Origin of the sequence: Streptococcus danieliae (assembly GCF_025447695.1) — a bacterium.
GTDB classification, from domain to species: domain Bacteria; phylum Bacillota; class Bacilli; order Lactobacillales; family Streptococcaceae; genus Streptococcus; species Streptococcus danieliae.
Genome location: NZ_JAOBSU010000017.1, coordinates 1 through 20308, shown reverse-complemented (window position 1 = coordinate 20308; position 20308 = coordinate 1). Strand labels below are relative to the sequence as shown.

The following is a 20308-nucleotide window of genomic DNA, read 5'->3' as shown; positions in this document are numbered from 1 at the left end:
GGCACTATTGCTAGTGTCCCACACATTGGTATTCGTCTTGTTCAGTTTTCAAAGGTCATGCCTCTCACGAGACAACTTTATTAGTTTACCAAAACCTCAAATCTTTGTCAACACTTTTTTGAAAAATTTTTGAAGTTTTTTTGACTTGGTTCGGATGTGCCGAACCTTTATCAACTAACTGTCCCGTTTAAGGAACTCTCCCTTCAGGACTTTCTTAGTATACAACACTACAGCTTTCTTGGCAAGACTTTTGTTCAACTTTTTTAATTTTTTTCAAAAAAGGAAAAAGAGCCGAGAAAGAAACCTCAACTCCTTTTTAAAAACCTACTGTGCCTTCAAATAGGCTTGAACCTCACTTGGACTAGCCCAAACATAATGATTAGGACGAATCTCAACCATTGCTGGCTCTTCCTCACTATAATCATGTTGATTCGGATCATATACTTTCAATACTTTTTGGCGTTCTAAAATTGGATCCGGGATTGGTACTGCTGATAAAAGTGATTGAGTATATGGATGAATCGGGTTTGTGAACAACTCTTCCGTCTCTGCAACCTCTACAATAATCCCTTTATAGATAACTGCAATACGATCTGAAATAAAGCGAACAACTGACAGATCATGGGCAATAAACAAATACGTCAAACCCAATTCTTTCTGAAATTTCTTCAATAAATTTAAAACCTGAGCTCTAACAGATACATCCAAAGCAGAAATAGGCTCATCCGCAATTACAAAGTCTGGCTGCATAACAAGGGCACGGGCAATCCCAATTCTCTGACGTTGCCCTCCCGAGAATTCATGAGGATAACGAGTAAGGTGCTCTGCGAGTAACCCAACCTCATTTACAATATTTCGAACCTTCTGTTGACGTTCCTCCTCATCTTTATATAGATGGAAATTTGTCAAACCTTCCGAAATAATATAGTCAACAGTAGCCCGTTCATTAAGACTGGCAGCTGGATCTTGGAAAATCATTTGGATTTTACGAATAAGTTCCTTTTCTCCTTCACGACTCTTCGGACCGTTAATCTTACGTCCCTCAAAAAGGATATCACCCGAGCTCGTTTCATTTAAGCCTATAATCGCTCTTCCAATAGTTGTTTTTCCACTCCCAGATTCTCCAACTAATGAGAATGTCTCCCCTTTATTGATGAAAAAATTCGCATTCTTTACCGCAGTAAATTTTTTACTACCTTCTCCAAAGGAAATTTCTAAATCTTTAACTTCGACTAATTTTTCTGGCATTCTACCCCTCCCTTGTCTTATTCATAAACGCCATCTGTGATTTAATCTTTTCATGAAGATTCGCAATCAATTCTGGCTTATCAATCTTAGGAGCATATTCATGAAGAAGCCACGTTTTAGCCCAATGATCAGCCGATACTTGAAAAATTGGAGCTTTTTCTTCAAAATCAATCGCCAGTGCATAATCCGATCTCAAAGCAAAGGCATCTCCAGCTAATTCAGTATAAAGGGACGGAGGAGTTCCAGGGATAGAAAACAGCTCACTATCTTCACTAGCTAACTGAGGAAGGCTCGATAATAATGACCAAGTATACGGATGGCGAGGATCATAGAAAATATCCTCCACTGTTCCATATTCAACAATCTCGCCGGCATACATCACAGCTACTTTATCAGCAATACTAGCAACAACCCCTAAATCATGGGTGATAAAGATAATCGTAAAACCATACTCTTGTTTCAAATGCTTGAGAAGATCGATAATCTGCGCTTGAATAGTCACATCTAAGGCTGTTGTCGGTTCATCACAAATCAGAATATCTGGTTTACATGCTAAAGCAATCGCGATAACAATCCGTTGACGCATCCCTCCAGAATATTGGAAAGGATATTCATGGAAACGACGCTCAGGATCTGGGATACCCACTTTATCCATATAGTCGATTGCCATTTCTTTAGCTTCAGATACTGTCTTACCTTGATGCTTCGTAATAACCTCTGTAATTTGACTTCCAATTGTCTTAATAGGATCTAGGCTAGTCATCGGATCTTGAAAAATAGTCGCAATCTTTTGACCACGTATCTGTGCCCACTCCGCATTAGAAGTAACCTTAGTCAACTCTTGACCACGGTAAACAATACTACCATTGGCCACCCGACCATTTTCTTCTAACATTCCTGTAAATGTTTTCGTTAATACAGATTTACCACTTCCAGATTCACCAACCAAGGCTAAAACCTCTCCTTGATATAAATCCAAGGAGACCCCTCGAATGGCCGTGAGGATTCGATCCCGTACTTCAAATTCGACAACTACATCCTGAGCACATAAAATAATCTCTTTTCCCATTCTTTCTCCTATCTATGCGTACGTGGATCACTAGCATCCGCTAGGTTTTGTCCAACAATATAGAAAGACAATGAAACCAATATCAATACTGTTAGCGGGATCCAAAATAAATAAGCATTCGTCGTTACATTCTGAGAATAACTAGAAATAAGACGTCCTAAGCTAGGAACAGTGGCTGGTAACCCAAGACCAAAGTAAGACAAAAAAGCCTCATATGAAATGTAAGACGGCAACTGTGCAGCTGACATGGTTACAATAACAGATACCAATTGCGGAAGAAGATTACGAACAATAATTTTGCCGGATGGTGTCCCCAGTGTTCTACTAGCTAAATTATACTCTAAATCTCGGTAACGAAGAATTTGAATCCGAATAGAGTAAGCAACTCCAATCCAGGCTGTAATACTCATAGCAAAAATCAAATTCCAAAAACCTGATCCCAAGGAATAAGTCAATACAATGACAATAAGAAGTTGAGGAATGTTAGATACTATATTATAAATTTCTAGCATTACCTTATCCACAGATTTGGAAACGCCCCAAATTCCACCAACAATCACTCCTAGGCCTGTAGTAATAACTGTCGCAATGACTGAAATCAGAATGGAATTACGAGCTCCAAACCAAACAGCATCAAATAGAGAATGTCCATTATTATCCGTTCCAAACCAATATTCTCCATTTGGCTTTATAAACCGAAGACTAAAGTCATTTACCTTGCTGACATCATTCGGATTATAATCTGAGATTAATGGATATAGGAAACTCATAAGAACAATTCCTGCTAACAAAGCCAACATAACCACAGTTGTCTTCTTTTTCAAAAATTCCCTAAAAACAGACTTCCAATAGGAATAAGCTGGAGCATCGATGACTTCTGAGGCAAAATCATCTCTTTTCACAAAAGTAAATTTAGATACATCTGGTTGAGACATCATTTGCCTCCTTTCGAAGAGAGTTTAATACGAGGATCTAGGACAGTCATCAACAAATCTCCTAAAAGATTTGCTAAAATCGATAAACTTGTAAACACAAAGGTCAATCCAACAACCATTGAATTGTTAGCTGCTTTAACAGAATCAATCAGCATTTTACCCATACCTGGAAAGGCAAACACAGATTCTGTCAAGGTAGCTCCAACAATGACTAAGATAATCGCAGATGGAATCCCCGCAACAATTGGGACCATAGCATTTTTAAAGACATGGTTCCTCATAATTTCCTTTTCAGATAAACCTTTTGCACGAGCAAAGCGTACATAGTCACTAGACTGCTGATCAATCATGTAACGACGAATCCAAATAGCTAATCCAGGAACACCTAAAATCCCTAAGATAACTGCTGGTAATACATATGAACGCCAATCTCCTGCACCTAGAGTTGGGAATGAATCTGGCAATCCAATAAACGAACCCAATAGACGAACAAGATAAACCAATGCAATCGTTGGAATGGCCATTAAGAAGGTCAAGAAAGCTGTAGACAAACTATCAATAGCTGTATTCTTATAGCGTGCCAACAAAGCTCCAAAAGGAACCGCTAAGCTATAGGAAATGATAACACCTACTAGACCAATAATTGCAGAGTTTACCAGCATGGACGGTGACTGATAAACTGTTTGCGTTTGAGTATACGCATCTCCCTCACCAAAGTTCGCAATATCTTGTGCGTCCGCTTTACTTGGTGATTTATACGTCCGAGAATAGATATCAATAGAAGACATTTTTTTCCCAGTTGGAAATTGTACTTCACTGACCTTAGATTGCCCTTGTCCTTGACTGATAACTTGAAGAACAGGAACATTAGAATAAGTTGGATAGGAGATCCCCAAATTCAACTTAATAAAATTCTGATGAACAAATGGGAACTGGTTATTAAAATATAGCAAGTACTTATGCCGAGTTCCTGAACCAACAACAGCCCAGCCGATGGCCGGATCATTCTCAATCCAAATCCCACGCTTTAAGTTAGGATTAGAAGCGTCTTGAATCTTCCAAGGATGGTCAAATTGAAAGAGATTTTTGTAAAAATCAAATACACGCTCATATGCTGGGACTTGGCGTACTGCATAAAACCGCTTACTCTCTTGGAATTGAAAAAGTTCCCAACCACGTCCTTCTTTTTTTATGAAAGCTTCATAAATTTTCTTATTACTCTCAGTCGCTTCAACAGTTACTGAGGAATCCAATTCACTAGCTTTTTCCTGAAGCTCTTTACTTGTATAATAATCCACATACCCCATTCGCTCAAAGACTGTGTTTTCATAATCTGTCTTACTATCTGGTGTTTTTGCAATCTTATTATAGTTAGGATCCTGTTTAAAAATAAGATTTCGAGGGACCATTATATAAACAATTGAATAAATAATAGTAGTCACCAAGAAAATCGATAAGAGCGAACGTAAAATCCGCATCCAAATATAACGTTTCATCGAATCATCCTTTTCATTTCAAAAACGGGAGTGGGATAGAGCTTCTCAAATTTGAAAAGCTCTTTATCCCACCCCCGCAAGGCTTACTGCTTTTGATTCTCCTTGTTCTGACAGAGAATTCAATAAATGAGTGATCACTTATTCTAAAACAGTTGTCACTGAAAACTTCTATCCCTACTTATTACTTCACGTGAGATTTAGCTTCTTCCTCAGCCTTCTTATTGCTTTCTACTCGTTTCTCATTCCATTCTTTCTGAGCTTTTTCATACTCATCTTTTGTAACGATTTCATCACTAGGTTCTAGGTATTTATACAAAGTAGAACCACCTTTGTTACCTGACCAAGCAAATGGACCGCTAAATGGTTTGATACGAGCAACACCTTGATTTCCTCCTTTAGATTCAATTGGGACAATCAAAGCACTATCTGTTAGCCAAGCTTGAGCTGCCGCATATTTCTCATAACGTTTTTGGATATCGGCTGTTTCTCCACCAGCCTCTGTCACCAACTGTTCAAACTCACCTAGACCAACTTTTTCTGCGTTCGCATTATTTGTTCCAGAATCGAACCCAAAATATGTTTTTGTACTTTCACCACTACTTGGTTTCAAGATATCCAAGTAAGAAGATGGATCTTGATAATCAGGACCCCAACCTACTTTATTGTTCAAATCCCAATCTTCTTGAGCTGCATTTTCAGCAAAATAGGTAATGTTATTTACATCATCTGATGACATTTGATGAATATCAATGACAACATTCTCTGAACCCAAGTTTTTCTCAATGGATTGTTTCAAGGACTGAACCCGCTGAACCATTGTAATAGCTGTTTGATCTACAGGGATATCCAAACGAATTGGGAATTGTACTCCTTCTGCTTGAAGAGCTTCCTTAGCCTTAGCAAATTCAGCTTTTGCTTTTTCTGGATTATAAAGACCGTTTTGAGCATCGCTTAAATCAACGTCTTTCCATTCTTCCTTGTCAGCTAAGTTCTCTTTAACCATCTCTCCAAAATCTTTACCCCCAGCTTGTACAAATTGAGGTGGAACAAAAAGATTCCGTAAAGGTTTCAGTGCTCCTTCTTCTCCACGAATCTGAGCTTCATAAGCCTCCCGGTCAAATGCAAAAGTCAATGCTTGACGGAAATCTTTATTCAACAAAGCTTTTTTGGTAGATTCTTTTTCTGCATCAGTTTTCTTAGCTGTGTACTTGTAAGACTGACGATCAATATTCATACCTAATAGATAAGTTGTTGCATCTTGTGGACGGTAAGCAATATTATCTGCATACTTTTCTTGGAATTTCTTATAACCTGGTGAATTAGGATTCAAACCAGCACCAGAATAGACTCCTTTATCAAAGCCATTAATTACTGAGTCTAAATCAGAACCATCATCATAAGTTAACTTAATTGTCTTATAGTGAACATTATCTTTATCCCAATAACCTTCATTTTTAACCATCTGAATTTCAGACTTAGCTGTCACAGCACTTAAGATGTATGGACCATTGTAAAGGATTGTACTTGGATCACTTGCTTTAGCAAAGTTTTCCCCTTGGGATTTCAAGAAGTCTTCATTTACTGGATAAGTAATTCCATATGTTAGTTTAGAGTTCCAGTATTGCTCAGGTTTTGTTAATGTATACTCCAATGTATAATCATCAATTGCTTTGATTCCAACTGTGCCAAAATCTTTTGATTTACCATCGATATAGTCTTTCAAACCTTTAACAGAATCTTGCAATACGTAAAGAGCTTCCCCTTTATTATCTGCAGCATATTTAAGACCAGTTACAAAGTCCTGAGCTTTTACTTCAGCATACTCATTTCCCTCAGAAGTAAACCATTTGACTCCCTTGCGGATTTTATAAGTGTAGGTCAATCCATCTTTAGATACAGACCAATCTTCTGCTACAGAAGGTACTAGATTCCCATACTGATCATTCTCCAATAAACCATCAATATTATTAGATGTAATATCAGCTGTTGAAGCTTTACCAGTCGTTAAATAATTCAAATTATCTGGATCAGTAGAGTACACAAATGAATATGTAGATTGTTTTCCACTGCTTGAAGATGAACAAGCTGCTAATACTCCCACCGATAACAGAGCTACACCTGCTACCGCAAATAGCTTACTCTTTTTCATACTATATCTCCTTTAACTATTTAAGTTTAACCCATTGTAATAAAATATACTAGAAAAGTCAACGTAATTTTCTGAAAATTCTTACAAGGAGCTGTTGTTGTTCTCAAAAAAAACTAAATATTCTGATTCAAATTCAATTATATCATAATTTTCAGAATAGTTAGCGATTTCATTTAGAAAAATCATTTGCCTAACTCAGTCTATGACAAGGCAAAATCAAAGAATACTAATTTAAAAAACTAGATATGCTTAGACTACCATTTTTAAGTAAAAATTTCAATCTATTTCCTCATGCTTATGCAATAAATGCACATATATAATAATGATGATTCCCCCTTCCTTTTATCAAAACTCCTCCTAGACAAGCCCCACTTCCCCACAACCTCTTTTCCTTTCAAAATTCTAGGGTTCTCTTTAGAACTATGATAAAATAGAGAGACTAGAATCTGAAAGAGGACAATCATGAAACGATTCATCCAGTTCCTACTGGTTATGCTTTTATTACTACCATCTTTACTCTCTACTATTCCAGTGTTTTCCGATGATGATTTCACAACCACTGCTAATAGCGCTCTGGTTTTTGAACAAAACACAGGGAAAATTTTATTCGAAAAAAATGCGGATAAGTTAGTTGGAATTGCCTCCATCTCTAAGCTGCTGACCAGCTACGTTGTACTCGATGCTATCCAGGCTGGCGAGCTTGACTGGAGTACTAAGGTTCCAATTAAGGATTTTGCCTACCAACTAACCGTAGATTCTTCTAGCTCTAACGTCCCCATGGAGGATCGAGAATACACCGTTGAAGAATTGCTCCATGCTATGTTACTGTCTTCCGCCAATTCTGCAGCGATTGCTTTAGCTGAGAAGGTCTCTGGCAAAGAAAAAGACTTTGTCAAGCGGATGGAGGATAAGCTGGATAGTCTCGGGATTCGAGACTACAAGCTCTACAACTCATCCGGCTTGAACGAAAATACCCTAAACATCATCACAAATGGTAAAAATCAAGAAAACCTCATGTCAGCCAACGCCCTCGGTGTGATGGTTTACAACCTTCTAAGAGATCATCCGGAAATTACCGAAATCACTGAAAAAAGTCAGGCAAAATTTGGAAAAGAAACTATTTATGCAACCAATCAACTCATTCCCAACATGCCTCGTTTCCGGAATGGCGTTGACGGCCTCAAAACCGGTAGTTCGGCTGCATACGGAGATTCGATTATTGTATCTACAACCGAGCGTGGTATGCGTCTTGTCAGCATTGTGCTCAACGTCGAGAATCCAGATCAAGACCCCAACGCCCGTTACAATGCAACCATTTCCCTTCTCAACCACATCTCCCGTACCTTCTATGCTAATGTCCTGGCCGCCGAAGGCGAGCCCTATGAAGAGTTAACCGCCTTGATTAAGGATGGTAAAAAATCCCCCATCATCCCTGTTGCCAAAACCGATGCCATCTTTATCCAACAAGGAGGCAGTACAGCAGACTTTAAAGTCAAATGGGAAACCGACCCCAAAGGGTATCAAGCACCTATTAAAAAAGGGGAATTTGTCGGCTACCTGACCTATCAAGATCCCGAACCAATTGGCAAAGGTTATATCCAAGGTCAAGAGCCAAAATTCGCCATGGTTAGCCAGGAAGAGGTGGACCGCAGTAACTTCTTCAAGGTACTTTGGAACAACTTCGTTCTCTTCGTCAATGAAAAACTTTAGAGACAACCACAAAGACGCCCCCAATCAATGGATACCAACCTTGATTGGGGGCGTCTTTAGTTAGGAGAGCTGTCTCAGCTATTGCTAGCCGACACTTCCTTCCATTTCGTAGCTAATCAAACGATTCAGTTCAACAGCATATTCCATTGGAAGTTCTTTAGTAAAGGGTTCAACAAATCCCATAACAATCATCTCTGTCGCTTCTTGTTCAGACAAGCCACGGCTCATGAGATAGTAGAGCTGTTCTTCGGAAATCTTAGATACCTTAGCTTCATGCTCCAAGGCCACTTGTGAATTGTGGATTTCATTGAATGGAATCGTATCCGACTTGGACTGATCGTCCATGATGATGGTGTCACACTCAATATGGCTCACTGATTTCTTGGAGTTACGTGCAAAGGTTACCTGACCGCGGTAGTTTACCTCTCCACCACTCTTGGCAATTGACTTGGAAACAATGGAAGAGCTGGTATGCGGAGCATTGTGGATCATTTTCGCACCAGTGTCCTGCACCTGACCTTTGTTAGCAAAGGCGATGGAAAGCATGGTTCCACGCGCTCCTTCTCCGTCTAGGTAAACAGATGGATACTTCATGGTCGTTTTGGCCCCGATATTGCCATCAATCCATTCAACGGTTGCATTCTTCAAGGCTTTGGCCCGTTTGGTTACCAAGTTGTAGACATTGTCAGACCAGTTTTGGATGGTGGTATAACGGACATAGGCTCCTTCTAGGGAGAAGATCTCAACGATGGCCGCATGCAAGCTATTGCTGGAATAAGTAGGGGCGGTACATCCCTCAACATAGTGAACACTTGCTCCCTCATCAACGATAATAAGGGTTCGTTCAAACTGACCGGTGTTTTCGTTATTGATCCGGAAATAGGTTTGTAGGGGAATGTCCACCTTGACACCTTTCGGCACATAGATAAAGGTCCCCCCTGACCAGACTGCACTGTTCAAGGCCGCCAACTTGTTGTCCGTTGGTGGAACCAATTTAGCGAAGTACTGCTTAAAGAGGTCTGGGTACTCCTTCAAGGCTGAGTCGGTGTCCGTGAAGACAATCCCCAACTTCTCAAACTCTTCCTTCATATTATGGTAAACCACTTCAGATTCATACTGGGCAGAGGCTCCCGCCAAGTAAGCTCGCTCAGCTTCTGGAATTCCGATTCGTTCGAAGGTTTCCTTGATTTTCTCGGGAACCTCATCCCAAGAGCGAACGGGGCGGTCTGATGGTTTTTGGTAGTAGATGATATCGTCAAAGTTGATTTGCGACATATCAGCTCCCCAAGTTTCCAATTCCATCTTCTTAAAGGTCTCATAAGATTTCAAACGGAAGTCCAACATCCACTGAGGTTCCCCTTTTGCTGCCGACAGTTCACGGATAACATCCTCACTCAAACCTTTACCGGTCGAAAGAATGGGATCGACATCATCATGAAAACCAAATTTATATTCCCCCAAATCAATTGGCTTGGGTTCTACGCGTTCATTTTCAGCCATTATTTTCCTTTCATTTCATTTAGTTCCAGTGCTTTTTTCAAAGCATTCCATGCAAGAGTGGCACATTTAATCCGCTGCGGGAACTGCGCAACCCCTGACAAAAAGGCTGCATCCCCGAGCTGGTCAGCCGAAGATAGTTCTAGCCCTTTTACCAAATCAGAGAAATCCTGGGCTAGAGCTAGAACCTCCTCCTCCTTTTTACCAATCACCACATCGGTCATCATCGAGGCAGAGGCTGTTGAGATACTACATCCAGAATTAATAAAGGAGATGTCTGTAATCCGCCCCCCTTCATCCTTGACCAAAAAGAGTTGGATGACATCGCCACAAGTTGGGTTGTTTAACTGGATGGGCTCAACACCCGACAAACTCCCCTGGTGATGGGGGTGTCTAGAATGCTCTGCCACTAGGGTTCGGTAGAGGCTATTTAATTTAGAAAGTGCCATTGAAAAACTCCTTTGTTGTCTCCAAGGCCTGAATTAGGCGATCGCAATCTTCCCTGGTGTTATAGACATAGAGACTGGCCCGTAGCATAGCCGGCACTCCTAAATAAGCCAAGAGTGGTTGCGCACAGTGGTGGCCGGCACGGACTGCAATTCCTTCATAATCTAAAGCGGTCGCCACATCATGGGGGTGGAGTCCTGTCAGGTTAAAGGAAACCAAGCCACTCCGACCCTCCGCTGAAGGCGGTCCATAGATTTCCAGACCGTCCACTTTCTGCAATTCTTGCCAAAGATAGGTCACAAGTTCCTGATCATGGGCAGCCAGCCGTGCCATTCCCAAATCTTCCAGATAGTCAATCGCCGCCCCCAAGCCGATGGCCTCCACAATCGGTGGAGTCCCAGCTTCCAGCTTCCAAGGAAGGTCGGTCCAGGTTGATTCTTGCTCAAAGACAAAGTCAATCATCTCCCCACCAAATTCCACAGGCTCCAGCTCTTGTAAAAGCGTTTCTTTCCCGTAGAGAACACCAATCCCCGTTGGCCCCAGCATCTTGTGGCCAGAAAAGACAAGGAAATCCACATCCAAATCCTGTACCTGTACTGGCAAATGGGGTAGCGACTGAGCACCATCTACGACCAGATAGGCCCCAACTTCATGGACCCAGCGGGCAATCTCTTGAATGGGATTGATAACCCCCAGTACATTGGAGACGTGGGCCAAAGAAACGATTTTAGTCGCCGGACTCAACTTGGCCCGTAAATCGTCCAGATCTAATCTCCCCTCTTTCAGGTAGACATAGACCAGGCGAGCTCCCGTGCGTTGACACAGCTGCTGCCAGGGAACAAGATTGGAATGGTGTTCCATAACCGAAATGAGAATCTCATCGCCTGGCGATAGGTGAGCTTCCAAGCCTCGGGCCAGGTGGTTCAAGCCCGTCGTTGTTCCACGGGTAAAGATAATTTCTTTCTCGGAAGCTGCCCCGATAAAGGAGGCGACTTTTCGTCGCGCTTCTTCGTAAGCCTGGGTTGCAGACTCCCCTAAAGTATGGACCCCACGGTGCACATTGGCATTGATTTCTTGGTAATAGCGATCCATCGCCTCGATTACGGATCGCGGCTTCTGGCTAGTTGCTGCACTATCCAAATAGACGAGATCTTCTTCATGGACCTGTTGGTCGAGAATGGGAAAGTCCTTTTGGATCTGCCGACCGTCGATTGGCTGCATGGCTACTCCTCTTGTTTATCTTTTGCTTAACTTATCTTCAATAACCTGGATCATGTCATCGCGAACTTCTTTAACGGGAATTTCGACAATCACCGCTCCCAAAAATCCACGAACTACGAGACGTTCAGCTGTTGGCCGGTCCAAGCCACGACTCATGAGGTAATACAAGTCCTCAGGATCAACCTGTCCGATAGAGGCTGCGTGTCCTGCGGTAACTTCATTCTCATCAATCAACAAGATTGGATTGGCATCTGAACGAGCTTGGTCTGACAACATCAAGACCCGGCTTTCCTGTTGGGCATCTGCGCCCTTGGCTCCACGAATAATATGACCAATTCCATTAAAGGTCAAGGTTGCCTTCTCCAAGATAACTCCGTGTTGGAAGATATTTCCAACAGAGTTAGAGCCGTGATTGGTGATTCGGCTGTCAATTCCTTGGACCTGTTTCCCAGAGGATAGGGCCACAACCTTCATATCCGCATGACTACCACGTCCCACCAAATCCGTATCAAAAGCTGCAACCACATTCCCTTCGTTCATGACACCCAGGGCCCAATCAATGGTTGCATCCTGACCAATCCGGCCACGACGGGTGAGATAGGTTGTGACGTTTTGACCAAGGCGATCAATCGCAGAGAATTTGACCTGGGCTCCAGCCTTGGCAATCACCTCAACCGTAATGTTGGCCGTTACTTTTTCTTGACCTTCACCTAGAGTTTCGATGCGTTCCAGGTAAGAAAACTTACTATTACGACCTGCAATCACCAAGATGTGCTTGTTAAAGGGAACGCTAGACTCACTGTCTTGGTAAAAAATACCTTCAAGGGGTTGCGTAATTTCCACATTGTCTGGCACATACAGGACTGCCGCGCTGTTAAAATAAGCTGTATGGTAGGCAGCCAATTTATCCTCATCGTAGGCTAGGGCAGACATAAAAGACTCTTCCATCAGCTGGGGAATTTCCTCTAAGGCTGTCGCTAGGTCTGTAAACAGAACGCCCTGGTCCACCAATTCGGGAGACAGTTGTTCCAAAACCGTTTGGGTGCCGACTTGGACCAACTTCGGATTACTGTTCAGATCCGTAAAGGCAGGGACATTGCCTGACGCCTCACCCAGTTCCAAACGACCATCCCCCAGATTCCAACGGTGAAATTTCACCCGCTCAATCTTAGGTAAGTCCAACTCCTGAATTTTATCAAAGGCTTTCAAGCGCAAGTCTTGCAGCCAAATAGGCTCAGCCTGTGCTTGCGAAAATGCCTGAATTTGTTCTCTTGTCATCAGTTCCTCCTTGGTAGGTACTTAAACTTCTTCCTTGTAATCAAATCCGAGTTCTTCTGCAATTTTCGCATACCCTTCTTGCTCCAAACGGGCTGCTAATTCCGGACCACCTGAAAGAACCACTTTTCCTTCCATCATCACGTGTACGGCATCTGGCTTGATATAGTTCAACAAACGTTGGTAGTGGGTAATAATCATAGCACCGAAGCCTTCTCCACGCATGGCATTGACACCTTTGGACACCACTTTAAGAGCATCAATATCCAAACCAGAATCAATCTCATCCAAAAGGGCAAAGGTTGGTTCCAACATCAACAATTGCAGAATCTCGTTGCGCTTTTTCTCACCACCAGAGAAGCCTTCATTGAGGTAACGCTCGGCCATTTCTTCCTTCATGTTAAGAAGGGCCATTTTTTCATCCAACTTAGTGATAAAATCACGAACAGAAATTTTGTCTTCTTCCTCTTTACCAGAGTTCATGGCTGCCCGGATAAACTCCGCATTGGTAATTCCAGGGATTTCGCTTGGATATTGCATCGCCAAGAACAAGCCCATCCGTGCCCGCTCGTCAACTTCCAATTCCAAAATGTTCACCCCATCCAACAACACTTCCCCTTGGGTAACTTCGTAGTTAGGATTTCCCATAATGGCTGCCGACAAGGTTGATTTACCAGTCCCGTTTGGTCCCATGATGGCTGCAACCTCACCTGTTTTAAGGGTCAAGTTAACCCCCTTCAAAATTTCCTTATCCTCAATGGATACATGGAGATCTTTAATTTCCAATACTGACATGATTTTATCCTTCCTTCTAGGTAATACGGTTTAAGTATAACAAAAAAAAAGCCTCATAGGCTTTTTTGGTGTTTAGAATTATTCTTATCTACTTGGATTGTTTCTTGCGTAACTGCCTTACTTCCTCCCGATAGGCTGAATTTCCAATAAAGCGTAAGGTTTTTAGAAGCGGAGCCCGATCTGGACCCAGGATGCCCAACAACTCGACAAACAACTCTGTTCCAAAGGCAATCCCAACAAGAAGCGAAATACCCCCAATCCGGCTAGACACATTCAGCAAAAGCGAAATCATCGAAAAAATGAAGGTAATTCCATAAATCACCAAGACTGTCCCCCGATGGGTCAGACCCAGACACAGCAGCCGATGGTGCAGGTGGTGACGATCCGCCTCAGAAATCTTCCGGCCCGCCAATCGCCTACGAATAATCGCCATCAGCGTATCCGTAATTGGAACCCCTAGAATAATCATCGGAGTGATCACCGCTACCGCCGTCGCATTTTTCAATCCCTGCAAGGACAAAACAGAAATCATAAATCCCAGGAATAGGGCCCCAGTATCCCCCAAAAAGACGATTGCCGGATGATAGTTATAGGGAAAAAAGCCGCCAATCGCCATCACCAAAAGTAAAATCAAAAGGGTCAAAAAAAGATTGTCCTCAGGCAAAAAGAAATAGGAAACAATGGCCATAGTTGCCAGTGAAATGATCGACACACCACTCACCAAACCATCCAAACCATCCAGGAGATTGACCGCATTGGTAATGGCCGCAATCCAAATCAAGGTCAGAATAAAGGAGACAATCGGACCAAAATGGAGGAAGGGACCGCCAAAGGGAAGCTTAAAATTATCCAGGCGAAAATCGGTCAAGGACCAAATCAAAACCGCTGCCAAAAGAATCCCCACCATTTTCTGCGCCGGCTTCAATTCCAATACATCATCCAAGAGACCTGTCACAACAATCACACCGCCTGCCAATAAAACAGGCCAAACATAGTCAAAATAACTGTAACCAAAGGTCGTAACCTTGACAATCCCTGGCATGATAAACAAATTCACCAAGCTAAACGATAGAAAGATCGCCAGACCACCAGCGGTAGGCATGGGTTGCTGATTAATCCGTCTAGCATTGGGCTGATCGACAGCCCCAATCTGAAAAGCCAGGAGACGCACCAAGGGAGTCAAAAGAATACTTCCCAGAAAAGTAGCAATCAAAGCTAAAATAAAGGCAAGGGCAAAGGGTACCATACTTAAATCCTTTGTAAATCTTCAATCGCAGTTCCATACAATAAAACAGTTCCGTGCTCCTGAAGAACTGGTCGAGTTACCTGGGACTCTTCTGCCATTTCACGCATCCGAGCCATCAAATAAACAGGAGCTTTTCCTGGCATTTGACTGGTATTGACCAAAACGGTCAGGTAATACCGCCCCTTATATTTATAGAGCTCAGAGCCATCATAGTCATAGTCAACAAGATCTGCATATTCCCGCACCTTGTTAAAATCGGAAAATTGAAGGACATAGTATAAGAAGTGACTATCCCGATTAGAGCCACGATTTCCTTGAGCTTCAGCCGCATCCAGCTCCTCTTCCTGATCCGCTTGGACCTGCTGGCGGAAACGATCCAACTCACTGAGCAATTCATCCGATTGAGGATCCTGACTGTACTCTTTGAGGGCCTCCTCCATCGCTTTGATAAACTCTTCCGGTTCCATGTCTGGAAAATCCTCCATACGTGGCAAGTCGTCGAAATCAATCTCGTCAAAATCCATCGCCTTGTCCACATCTGACTTGGTCACAAAAACATCCAAGCGATCCGGCTTTGGTGTTACCCGAAAACTCAACATTCCTGAATCCAGAAAATGCTGGGGTAACTCTAGTTCATCCAAAATCGTGTAGAAGAAATCCTCGGTTTTTTCCTGGGGCATCAGGAAGTCCGCCAATTCCATTCCTCTTTCTTCCAAATCTTTCATACTGATCGAAATTTTAATGGTTCGATCATTTAATTGTTTCATTTTCATTTGTTTACCTCATTATCCAGTATACTTGAATTTTTCGTAGATTTCAAAAAAAGAGTGGAAACACAACCACTCTTCTAGATTAAGCCAAAAAGGCCCGTACTCCTGCATAGAGGAGCAGTAAAATTCCAAGCACAATCCGGTATTTTCCAAAGATGGTAAAATCGTTCTGCTTGACGTAGCCGGTCAAGAAACGGATGGCGTAGAGGCTGACCGCAAAGGCTGTCACCATGGCTACAGCCAAGAGCAAGCCTTCCGTCCCCGTTAAGCTATTGCCATTGAGGATAAATTTGAGAACCTTGACTCCACTAGCTCCAAACATAACTGGAATCCCAAGGAAAAAGGTGAACTCTGTAACCACTGACCGACTGGTTCCATTCAAGAGACCGCCAACAATGGTTGCCCCTGACCGACTGGTTCCCGGAAACAGGGCCAAGACTTGGAAAAGACCAATCTTGAAGGCTGTTGCATAAGGTAGATCCTCCAAGCGCGTTACGCTAGGATCCTTGACAAAATCCTGTTTCTCAATCACCAAAAAGGCAATTCCGTAAATGATCAACATTAAAGCAATCGAAACGGGATTGTAAAAGTGCGCCTCAAACCAATCGTCTAAAGGAACCCCAATCACCATGGCCGGCAAAATCGCCACTAGCACCTTAGACCAAAGAGACCAGGTCTGCTTGACTTCTTCTTGTGATTTACCCGGCTTAAAGGGATTGAGTTTACCAAAATAAATCACCACAACAGCCAAAATCGCCCCTAGCTGGATAACAACATTAAACATGTCCATAAAACCAGCCGAAACCCCTTTAAAATTCACAAACTCCTGCAACAAGAGCAGGTGTCCGGTACTGGAAATCGGCAACCACTCTGTGATCCCCTCAACAATTCCAAATAAAATCGCTTTTAACAGTTCAATCAGTATCATGCCTTTTCATCCTTCCTAACAGGAATGATTATACCACAAGGACATCTCTGTTACCAATCGAATCTCAATTCTCAAAAAAATGGTACACTATTCTAGGACAAAATCTGGCTCAATCAACCCAACCTTCCTTGGAAGAGGTTGACTGATGAATCCCTTTATAAAACGTTTTCACACGGAAATTATATTGATTTGTCTACTTTTTTACATTATAATGAAAAAAATTCAGAAGGAGGTTCCTATGAAAAAGTTAGTAATAACCCTACTCACAGGTTTAGCTTTGCTATTCGCCTGGGTTCAACCTGCTCATGCAGATGACTACCTCAGAGTTGGGATGGAAGCAGCCTATGCTCCATTTAACTGGACACAGGACGATGACAGTAACGGTGCCGTTCAAATCGAAGGCACAAACCAATATGCCAATGGCTATGATGTACAAATTGCCAAGAAAATCGCTGAAAAACTCGGTAAAAAACCTCTGGTTGTCAAGACAACCTGGAATGGTCTAATCCCAGCCCTAACTTCGAAAAAGATTGACTTGATCGTAGCAGGGATGAGCCCAACCGAAGAACGTCGCAAAGAGATTGCTTTCTCCGATAGCTACTACCGGAGCCAACCGGTTATTGTCGTCCGCAAAGACTCTGACTATGCCGCAGCCAAATCACTAACTGATTTCAAGGGAGCCAAACTTACCTCGCAACAGGGAGTTTACCTCTACGATTTGATCGACCAAATCGATGGTGCTTCTAAGGAAACTGCCATGGGAGATTTCGCCCAAATGCGTCAAGCTCTCGAAGCTGGAGTCATTGACGGCTACATTTCCGAACGCCCTGAAGCCTTAACTGCCGAAGATGCGAACCCTAACCTGAAAATGGTTAACTTGGACCAAGGCTTTACAACCAACGACGAGGAGGTTACCACTGCTGTTGGAATGCGCAAAGATGACGCACGGATGAGCCAAGTCAACGCAGCCATCGCGACCCTCTCAGTCGATCAACAAGTGGCTTTGATGGATGAAATGATCCAAAACCAGCCCTTGGCCAGTGAAAACGAAGAAGAGGAAACACCTAGTTTCTTCCAACAAATGCTTGCCATTGTCCAAAATAACAGTTCGCAATTCCTCCGCGGAGCTGGTATGACCCTCCTCATTTCCATTATCGGTACCGTGGTCGGAACAGGTATTGGACTCTTGATTGGTGTTTACCGGACTGCTCCCCAGGCTAAAACCAAGGCCCTTGCCTTTTTCCAAAAACTCTTTAGCTGGTTCCTCAGTGCCTACATCGAAATTTTCCGCGGTACCCCGATGATTGTACAATCCATGGTCATCTACTACGGAACAGCTCAGGCCTTCGGAATCGACATCGACCGGACTCTTGCAGCCATCTTCATTGTTTCCATCAATACAGGTGCCTACATGAGTGAAATCGTCCGCGGTGGTATCTTCGCAGTTGACAAAGGTCAGTTTGAAGCCGCTACAGCCCTAGGAATGAACCACGGACAAACCATGCGTAAGATTGTCTTACCACAGGTTATCCGCAACATCCTTCCTGCAACCGGAAATGAGTTTGTCGTCAACATCAAAGATACATCTGTTTTGAATGTTATCTCCGTTGTCGAACTCTACTTTGCCGGAAATACTGTTGCCACTCAAACCTATCAATATTTCCAAACCTTTACCGTAATCGCCATTATCTACTTCGTGCTCACCTTTACCGTAACCCGTATCTTACGCTATGTAGAACGGCGTATGGATAGTGACACTTACACTACCGGAGCAAACCAAATGCAAACGGGGGTGATCAAATGACACAAACAACCATTCTTGAAATTAAAAACCTCAAAAAATCTTACGGACAAAACGAAGTTCTCAAGGATATCTCCCTCACCGTCCACAAGGGGGAAGTTATTTCCATCATCGGTAGCTCAGGAAGCGGGAAATCCACCTTCCTTCGCTCCATCAACTTACTGGAAACCCCAAGTGCCGGAGAAATTTTCTACCACGGAAAAAATGTGCTTGCAGACGAGCACGACCTTACCACTTACCGTGAAAAATTAGGGATGGTTTTCCAAAACTTTAACCTCTTTGAGAATCTAAATGTCTTGGAAAATGCCATTGTCGCTCAAACAACCGTCCTCAAACGGGAGCGTTCAGAGGCCGAAAAAATTGCCAAAGAAAACCTACACAAGGTCGGCATGGGTGAGCAATACTGGCTCGCCAAACCAAAACAACTCTCCGGTGGGCAAAAGCAACGGGTTGCCATTGCTCGAGCCCTCTCCATGAATCCTGACGCCATTCTCTTTGATGAACCAACGTCAGCCCTGGACCCTGAAATGGTTGGAGAAGTTCTCAAAATCATGCAGAACCTCGCTCAAGAAGGTCTTACCATGATCGTGGTCACCCACGAAATGGAATTTGCGCGCGATGTATCCAGCCGTGTCATCTTTATGGACAAGGGTGTTATCGCCGAAGAAGGACGTCCAGAAGACATCTTTACCAATCCCAAAGAAGAACGGACACGTGAGTTCCTCCAACGCTACCTCGGCTAAGAACTCACTCACATATACAAAAAGAGGCTGGGACAAAAGTCTAGCCTCATTGACTTTGTATAACAAAATACCTTTGACGCAGTAGCTGATTGGGTCTAACAGCATTGTATGCTGTTAGAGAGTACCAAATCTTGTTTGCGAAGCAAACTCCAATCGTTCACTTTTCAAGCTCGGAAGAGGACCTAATCAGCCTTGCGGGGGTGAGACTACGAACTAAATTTTTTCAAATTTAGTTCTGTCCCACTCCCTTTTTGTATACACGAGAAAAGATTATTTCTCAGAGCTATCCTCGATGACAATCCTTTTCGAAAGCGGGGTCTTATGCTCTTCGATAAATTTCCCAAAGGCATCATCTTCCTCCGAACTACCAGTATCCTCCTCCACTTCCTCTTCACCCTGATCGTTCTCCAAATTCACGGAGCCAAACAGCTGGAAAGAATTAGAGCCACTCTGTGAAGCCTGGTTGCTCTCAAATAGGAGCCAACCTCCAAGAACAAGCACTGCTAAAGCTAGAACTGACAACAATTTTTTCATAGGCATCTCCTTTGCTACATGTAAATGATTACCTATTATTATAACTGATAAGCAAGAAAAGAACGTTTCTATTACACATCTGTAAACCCTTGAATCAGCCTCTCAAAACCAACCCAATCCTCACAGCTAGACTAAAATAGCAGCTAAACCTCTCCTATTTTTATCAGTAATCCATTAAAAACTTTTCGAGATATAGTCATTTAGTTTTTAAATAGTATGTTATTGCGTCAGTCAAATCGCTTGTCTTTCTAAGCAATTCTGTCACCGCTTTTTTCAAAATAGCCCAACTGTTCTCAATAGGATTCAGTTCAGGGGAATATGATGGTAAAGGGAGAAAAAAATGACCATTACAAATAGAAAGTTCATCTAAAATCTTCTTAGGATGAAAACTTGCATTGTCCATGACAATAACATGAGGAACCTCCAAAGAAGGCAAGAGCTGGG

At 42.7% G+C, this 20308-nt stretch carries 18 protein-coding genes; 3 read left to right on the top strand and 15 right to left on the bottom strand.

Features of this window, described 5'->3' with window-relative positions; all coding sequences use genetic code 11:
• Nucleotides 1-324: 324 nt before the first annotated feature.
• The 5 genes from N4310_RS02140 to N4310_RS02120 form a co-directional block, all read right to left on the bottom strand.
• Nucleotides 325-1248, bottom strand: coding sequence for an ATP-binding cassette domain-containing protein (locus N4310_RS02140; RefSeq protein ID WP_262091900.1), 924 nt, complete (start codon nucleotides 1246-1248; stop codon nucleotides 325-327).
• Between the two features lies 1 nt (nucleotide 1249).
• Nucleotides 1250-2317 carry an ABC transporter ATP-binding protein gene (locus N4310_RS02135; RefSeq protein WP_262091899.1) on the bottom strand — a complete coding sequence of 356 codons (1068 nt, stop codon included), beginning with the start codon at nucleotides 2315-2317 and terminating at the stop codon, nucleotides 1250-1252.
• Nucleotides 2318-2325: 8 nt separating this feature from the next.
• Entirely contained in the window at nucleotides 2326-3252 is a 927-nt protein-coding gene (gene oppC / locus N4310_RS02130; protein ID WP_160332423.1) for an oligopeptide ABC transporter permease OppC, read from the bottom strand.
• Complete coding sequence (locus N4310_RS02125; protein ID WP_262091898.1) at nucleotides 3252-4748, bottom strand: ABC transporter permease; 1497 nt, start codon at nucleotides 4746-4748, stop codon at nucleotides 3252-3254. The genes oppC and N4310_RS02125 overlap by 1 nt, the downstream gene beginning before the upstream one ends.
• Before the next feature lie 181 nt (nucleotides 4749-4929).
• A complete protein-coding gene (locus N4310_RS02120) occupies nucleotides 4930-6897 on the bottom strand; it encodes a peptide ABC transporter substrate-binding protein (protein WP_262091897.1) in 1968 nt (655 codons plus the stop codon).
• A 462-nt stretch (nucleotides 6898-7359) separates the two neighbouring features.
• Here N4310_RS02120 and N4310_RS02115 point away from each other — a divergent pair, with 462 nt between their 5' ends.
• The gene (locus tag N4310_RS02115) at nucleotides 7360-8607 is read left to right on the top strand and encodes a serine hydrolase (protein WP_262091896.1); all 1248 of its coding nucleotides are present in this window, start codon (nucleotides 7360-7362) and stop codon (nucleotides 8605-8607) included.
• Nucleotides 8608-8691: 84 nt separating this feature from the next.
• On the opposite strand, the gene sufB is transcribed toward N4310_RS02115, so the two are convergent.
• The 8 genes from sufB to N4310_RS02075 form a co-directional block, all read right to left on the bottom strand.
• Nucleotides 8692-10107, bottom strand: coding sequence for a Fe-S cluster assembly protein SufB (sufB, locus tag N4310_RS02110; RefSeq protein WP_262091895.1), 1416 nt, complete (start codon nucleotides 10105-10107; stop codon nucleotides 8692-8694).
• Nucleotides 10107-10553 (bottom strand): Fe-S cluster assembly sulfur transfer protein SufU, encoded by a 447-nt coding sequence (gene sufU, locus N4310_RS02105; protein ID WP_262091894.1) that lies wholly within the window; start codon nucleotides 10551-10553, stop codon nucleotides 10107-10109. The genes sufB and sufU overlap by 1 nt, the downstream gene beginning before the upstream one ends.
• On the bottom strand, nucleotides 10540-11772 hold the full coding sequence (locus tag N4310_RS02100) for a cysteine desulfurase (RefSeq protein ID WP_262091893.1): 1233 nt from the start codon (nucleotides 11770-11772) through the stop codon (nucleotides 10540-10542). Before N4310_RS02100 ends, sufU begins: the two co-directional genes overlap by 14 nt.
• A 15-nt stretch (nucleotides 11773-11787) precedes the next feature.
• Nucleotides 11788-13050: a Fe-S cluster assembly protein SufD gene (gene sufD, locus N4310_RS02095; protein WP_262091892.1), complete on the bottom strand. Its 1263-nt coding sequence runs from the start codon at nucleotides 13048-13050 to the stop codon at nucleotides 11788-11790.
• A gap of 21 nt (nucleotides 13051-13071) precedes the next feature.
• Complete coding sequence (sufC, locus tag N4310_RS02090; RefSeq protein ID WP_160332431.1) at nucleotides 13072-13842, bottom strand: Fe-S cluster assembly ATPase SufC; 771 nt, start codon at nucleotides 13840-13842, stop codon at nucleotides 13072-13074.
• An 88-nt stretch (nucleotides 13843-13930) separates the two neighbouring features.
• On the bottom strand, nucleotides 13931-15088 hold the full coding sequence (locus tag N4310_RS02085) for a glycosyltransferase family 4 protein (protein WP_262091891.1): 1158 nt from the start codon (nucleotides 15086-15088) through the stop codon (nucleotides 13931-13933).
• A gap of 2 nt (nucleotides 15089-15090) precedes the next feature.
• Nucleotides 15091-15861 carry an adaptor protein MecA gene (locus tag N4310_RS02080; protein ID WP_262091890.1) on the bottom strand — a complete coding sequence of 257 codons (771 nt, stop codon included), beginning with the start codon at nucleotides 15859-15861 and terminating at the stop codon, nucleotides 15091-15093.
• A gap of 79 nt (nucleotides 15862-15940) precedes the next feature.
• Nucleotides 15941-16786, bottom strand: coding sequence for an undecaprenyl-diphosphate phosphatase (locus tag N4310_RS02075; RefSeq protein WP_160332434.1), 846 nt, complete (start codon nucleotides 16784-16786; stop codon nucleotides 15941-15943).
• Nucleotides 16787-17024: 238 nt separating this feature from the next.
• On the opposite strand from N4310_RS02075, the gene N4310_RS02070 reads away from it, so the two are divergent.
• The gene (locus N4310_RS02070; RefSeq protein ID WP_262091889.1) at nucleotides 17025-18590 is read left to right on the top strand and encodes an ABC transporter substrate-binding protein/permease; all 1566 of its coding nucleotides are present in this window, start codon (nucleotides 17025-17027) and stop codon (nucleotides 18588-18590) included.
• Nucleotides 18587-19330, top strand: a complete 744-nt coding sequence (locus N4310_RS02065; protein ID WP_160332436.1) for an amino acid ABC transporter ATP-binding protein — start codon at nucleotides 18587-18589, stop codon at nucleotides 19328-19330. Before N4310_RS02070 ends, N4310_RS02065 begins: the two co-directional genes overlap by 4 nt.
• Before the next feature lie 270 nt (nucleotides 19331-19600).
• Here the strand turns inward: N4310_RS02065 and N4310_RS02060 are convergent, their stop codons facing one another.
• Together N4310_RS02060 and N4310_RS02055 are read right to left on the bottom strand one after the other, a co-directional pair.
• Nucleotides 19601-19864: a hypothetical protein gene (locus N4310_RS02060; RefSeq protein WP_160332437.1), complete on the bottom strand. Its 264-nt coding sequence runs from the start codon at nucleotides 19862-19864 to the stop codon at nucleotides 19601-19603.
• Between the two features lie 196 nt (nucleotides 19865-20060).
• Nucleotides 20061-20308 (bottom strand): transposase (locus tag N4310_RS02055; protein WP_262091888.1); only part of this gene is annotated, 248 nt, incomplete at its 5' end.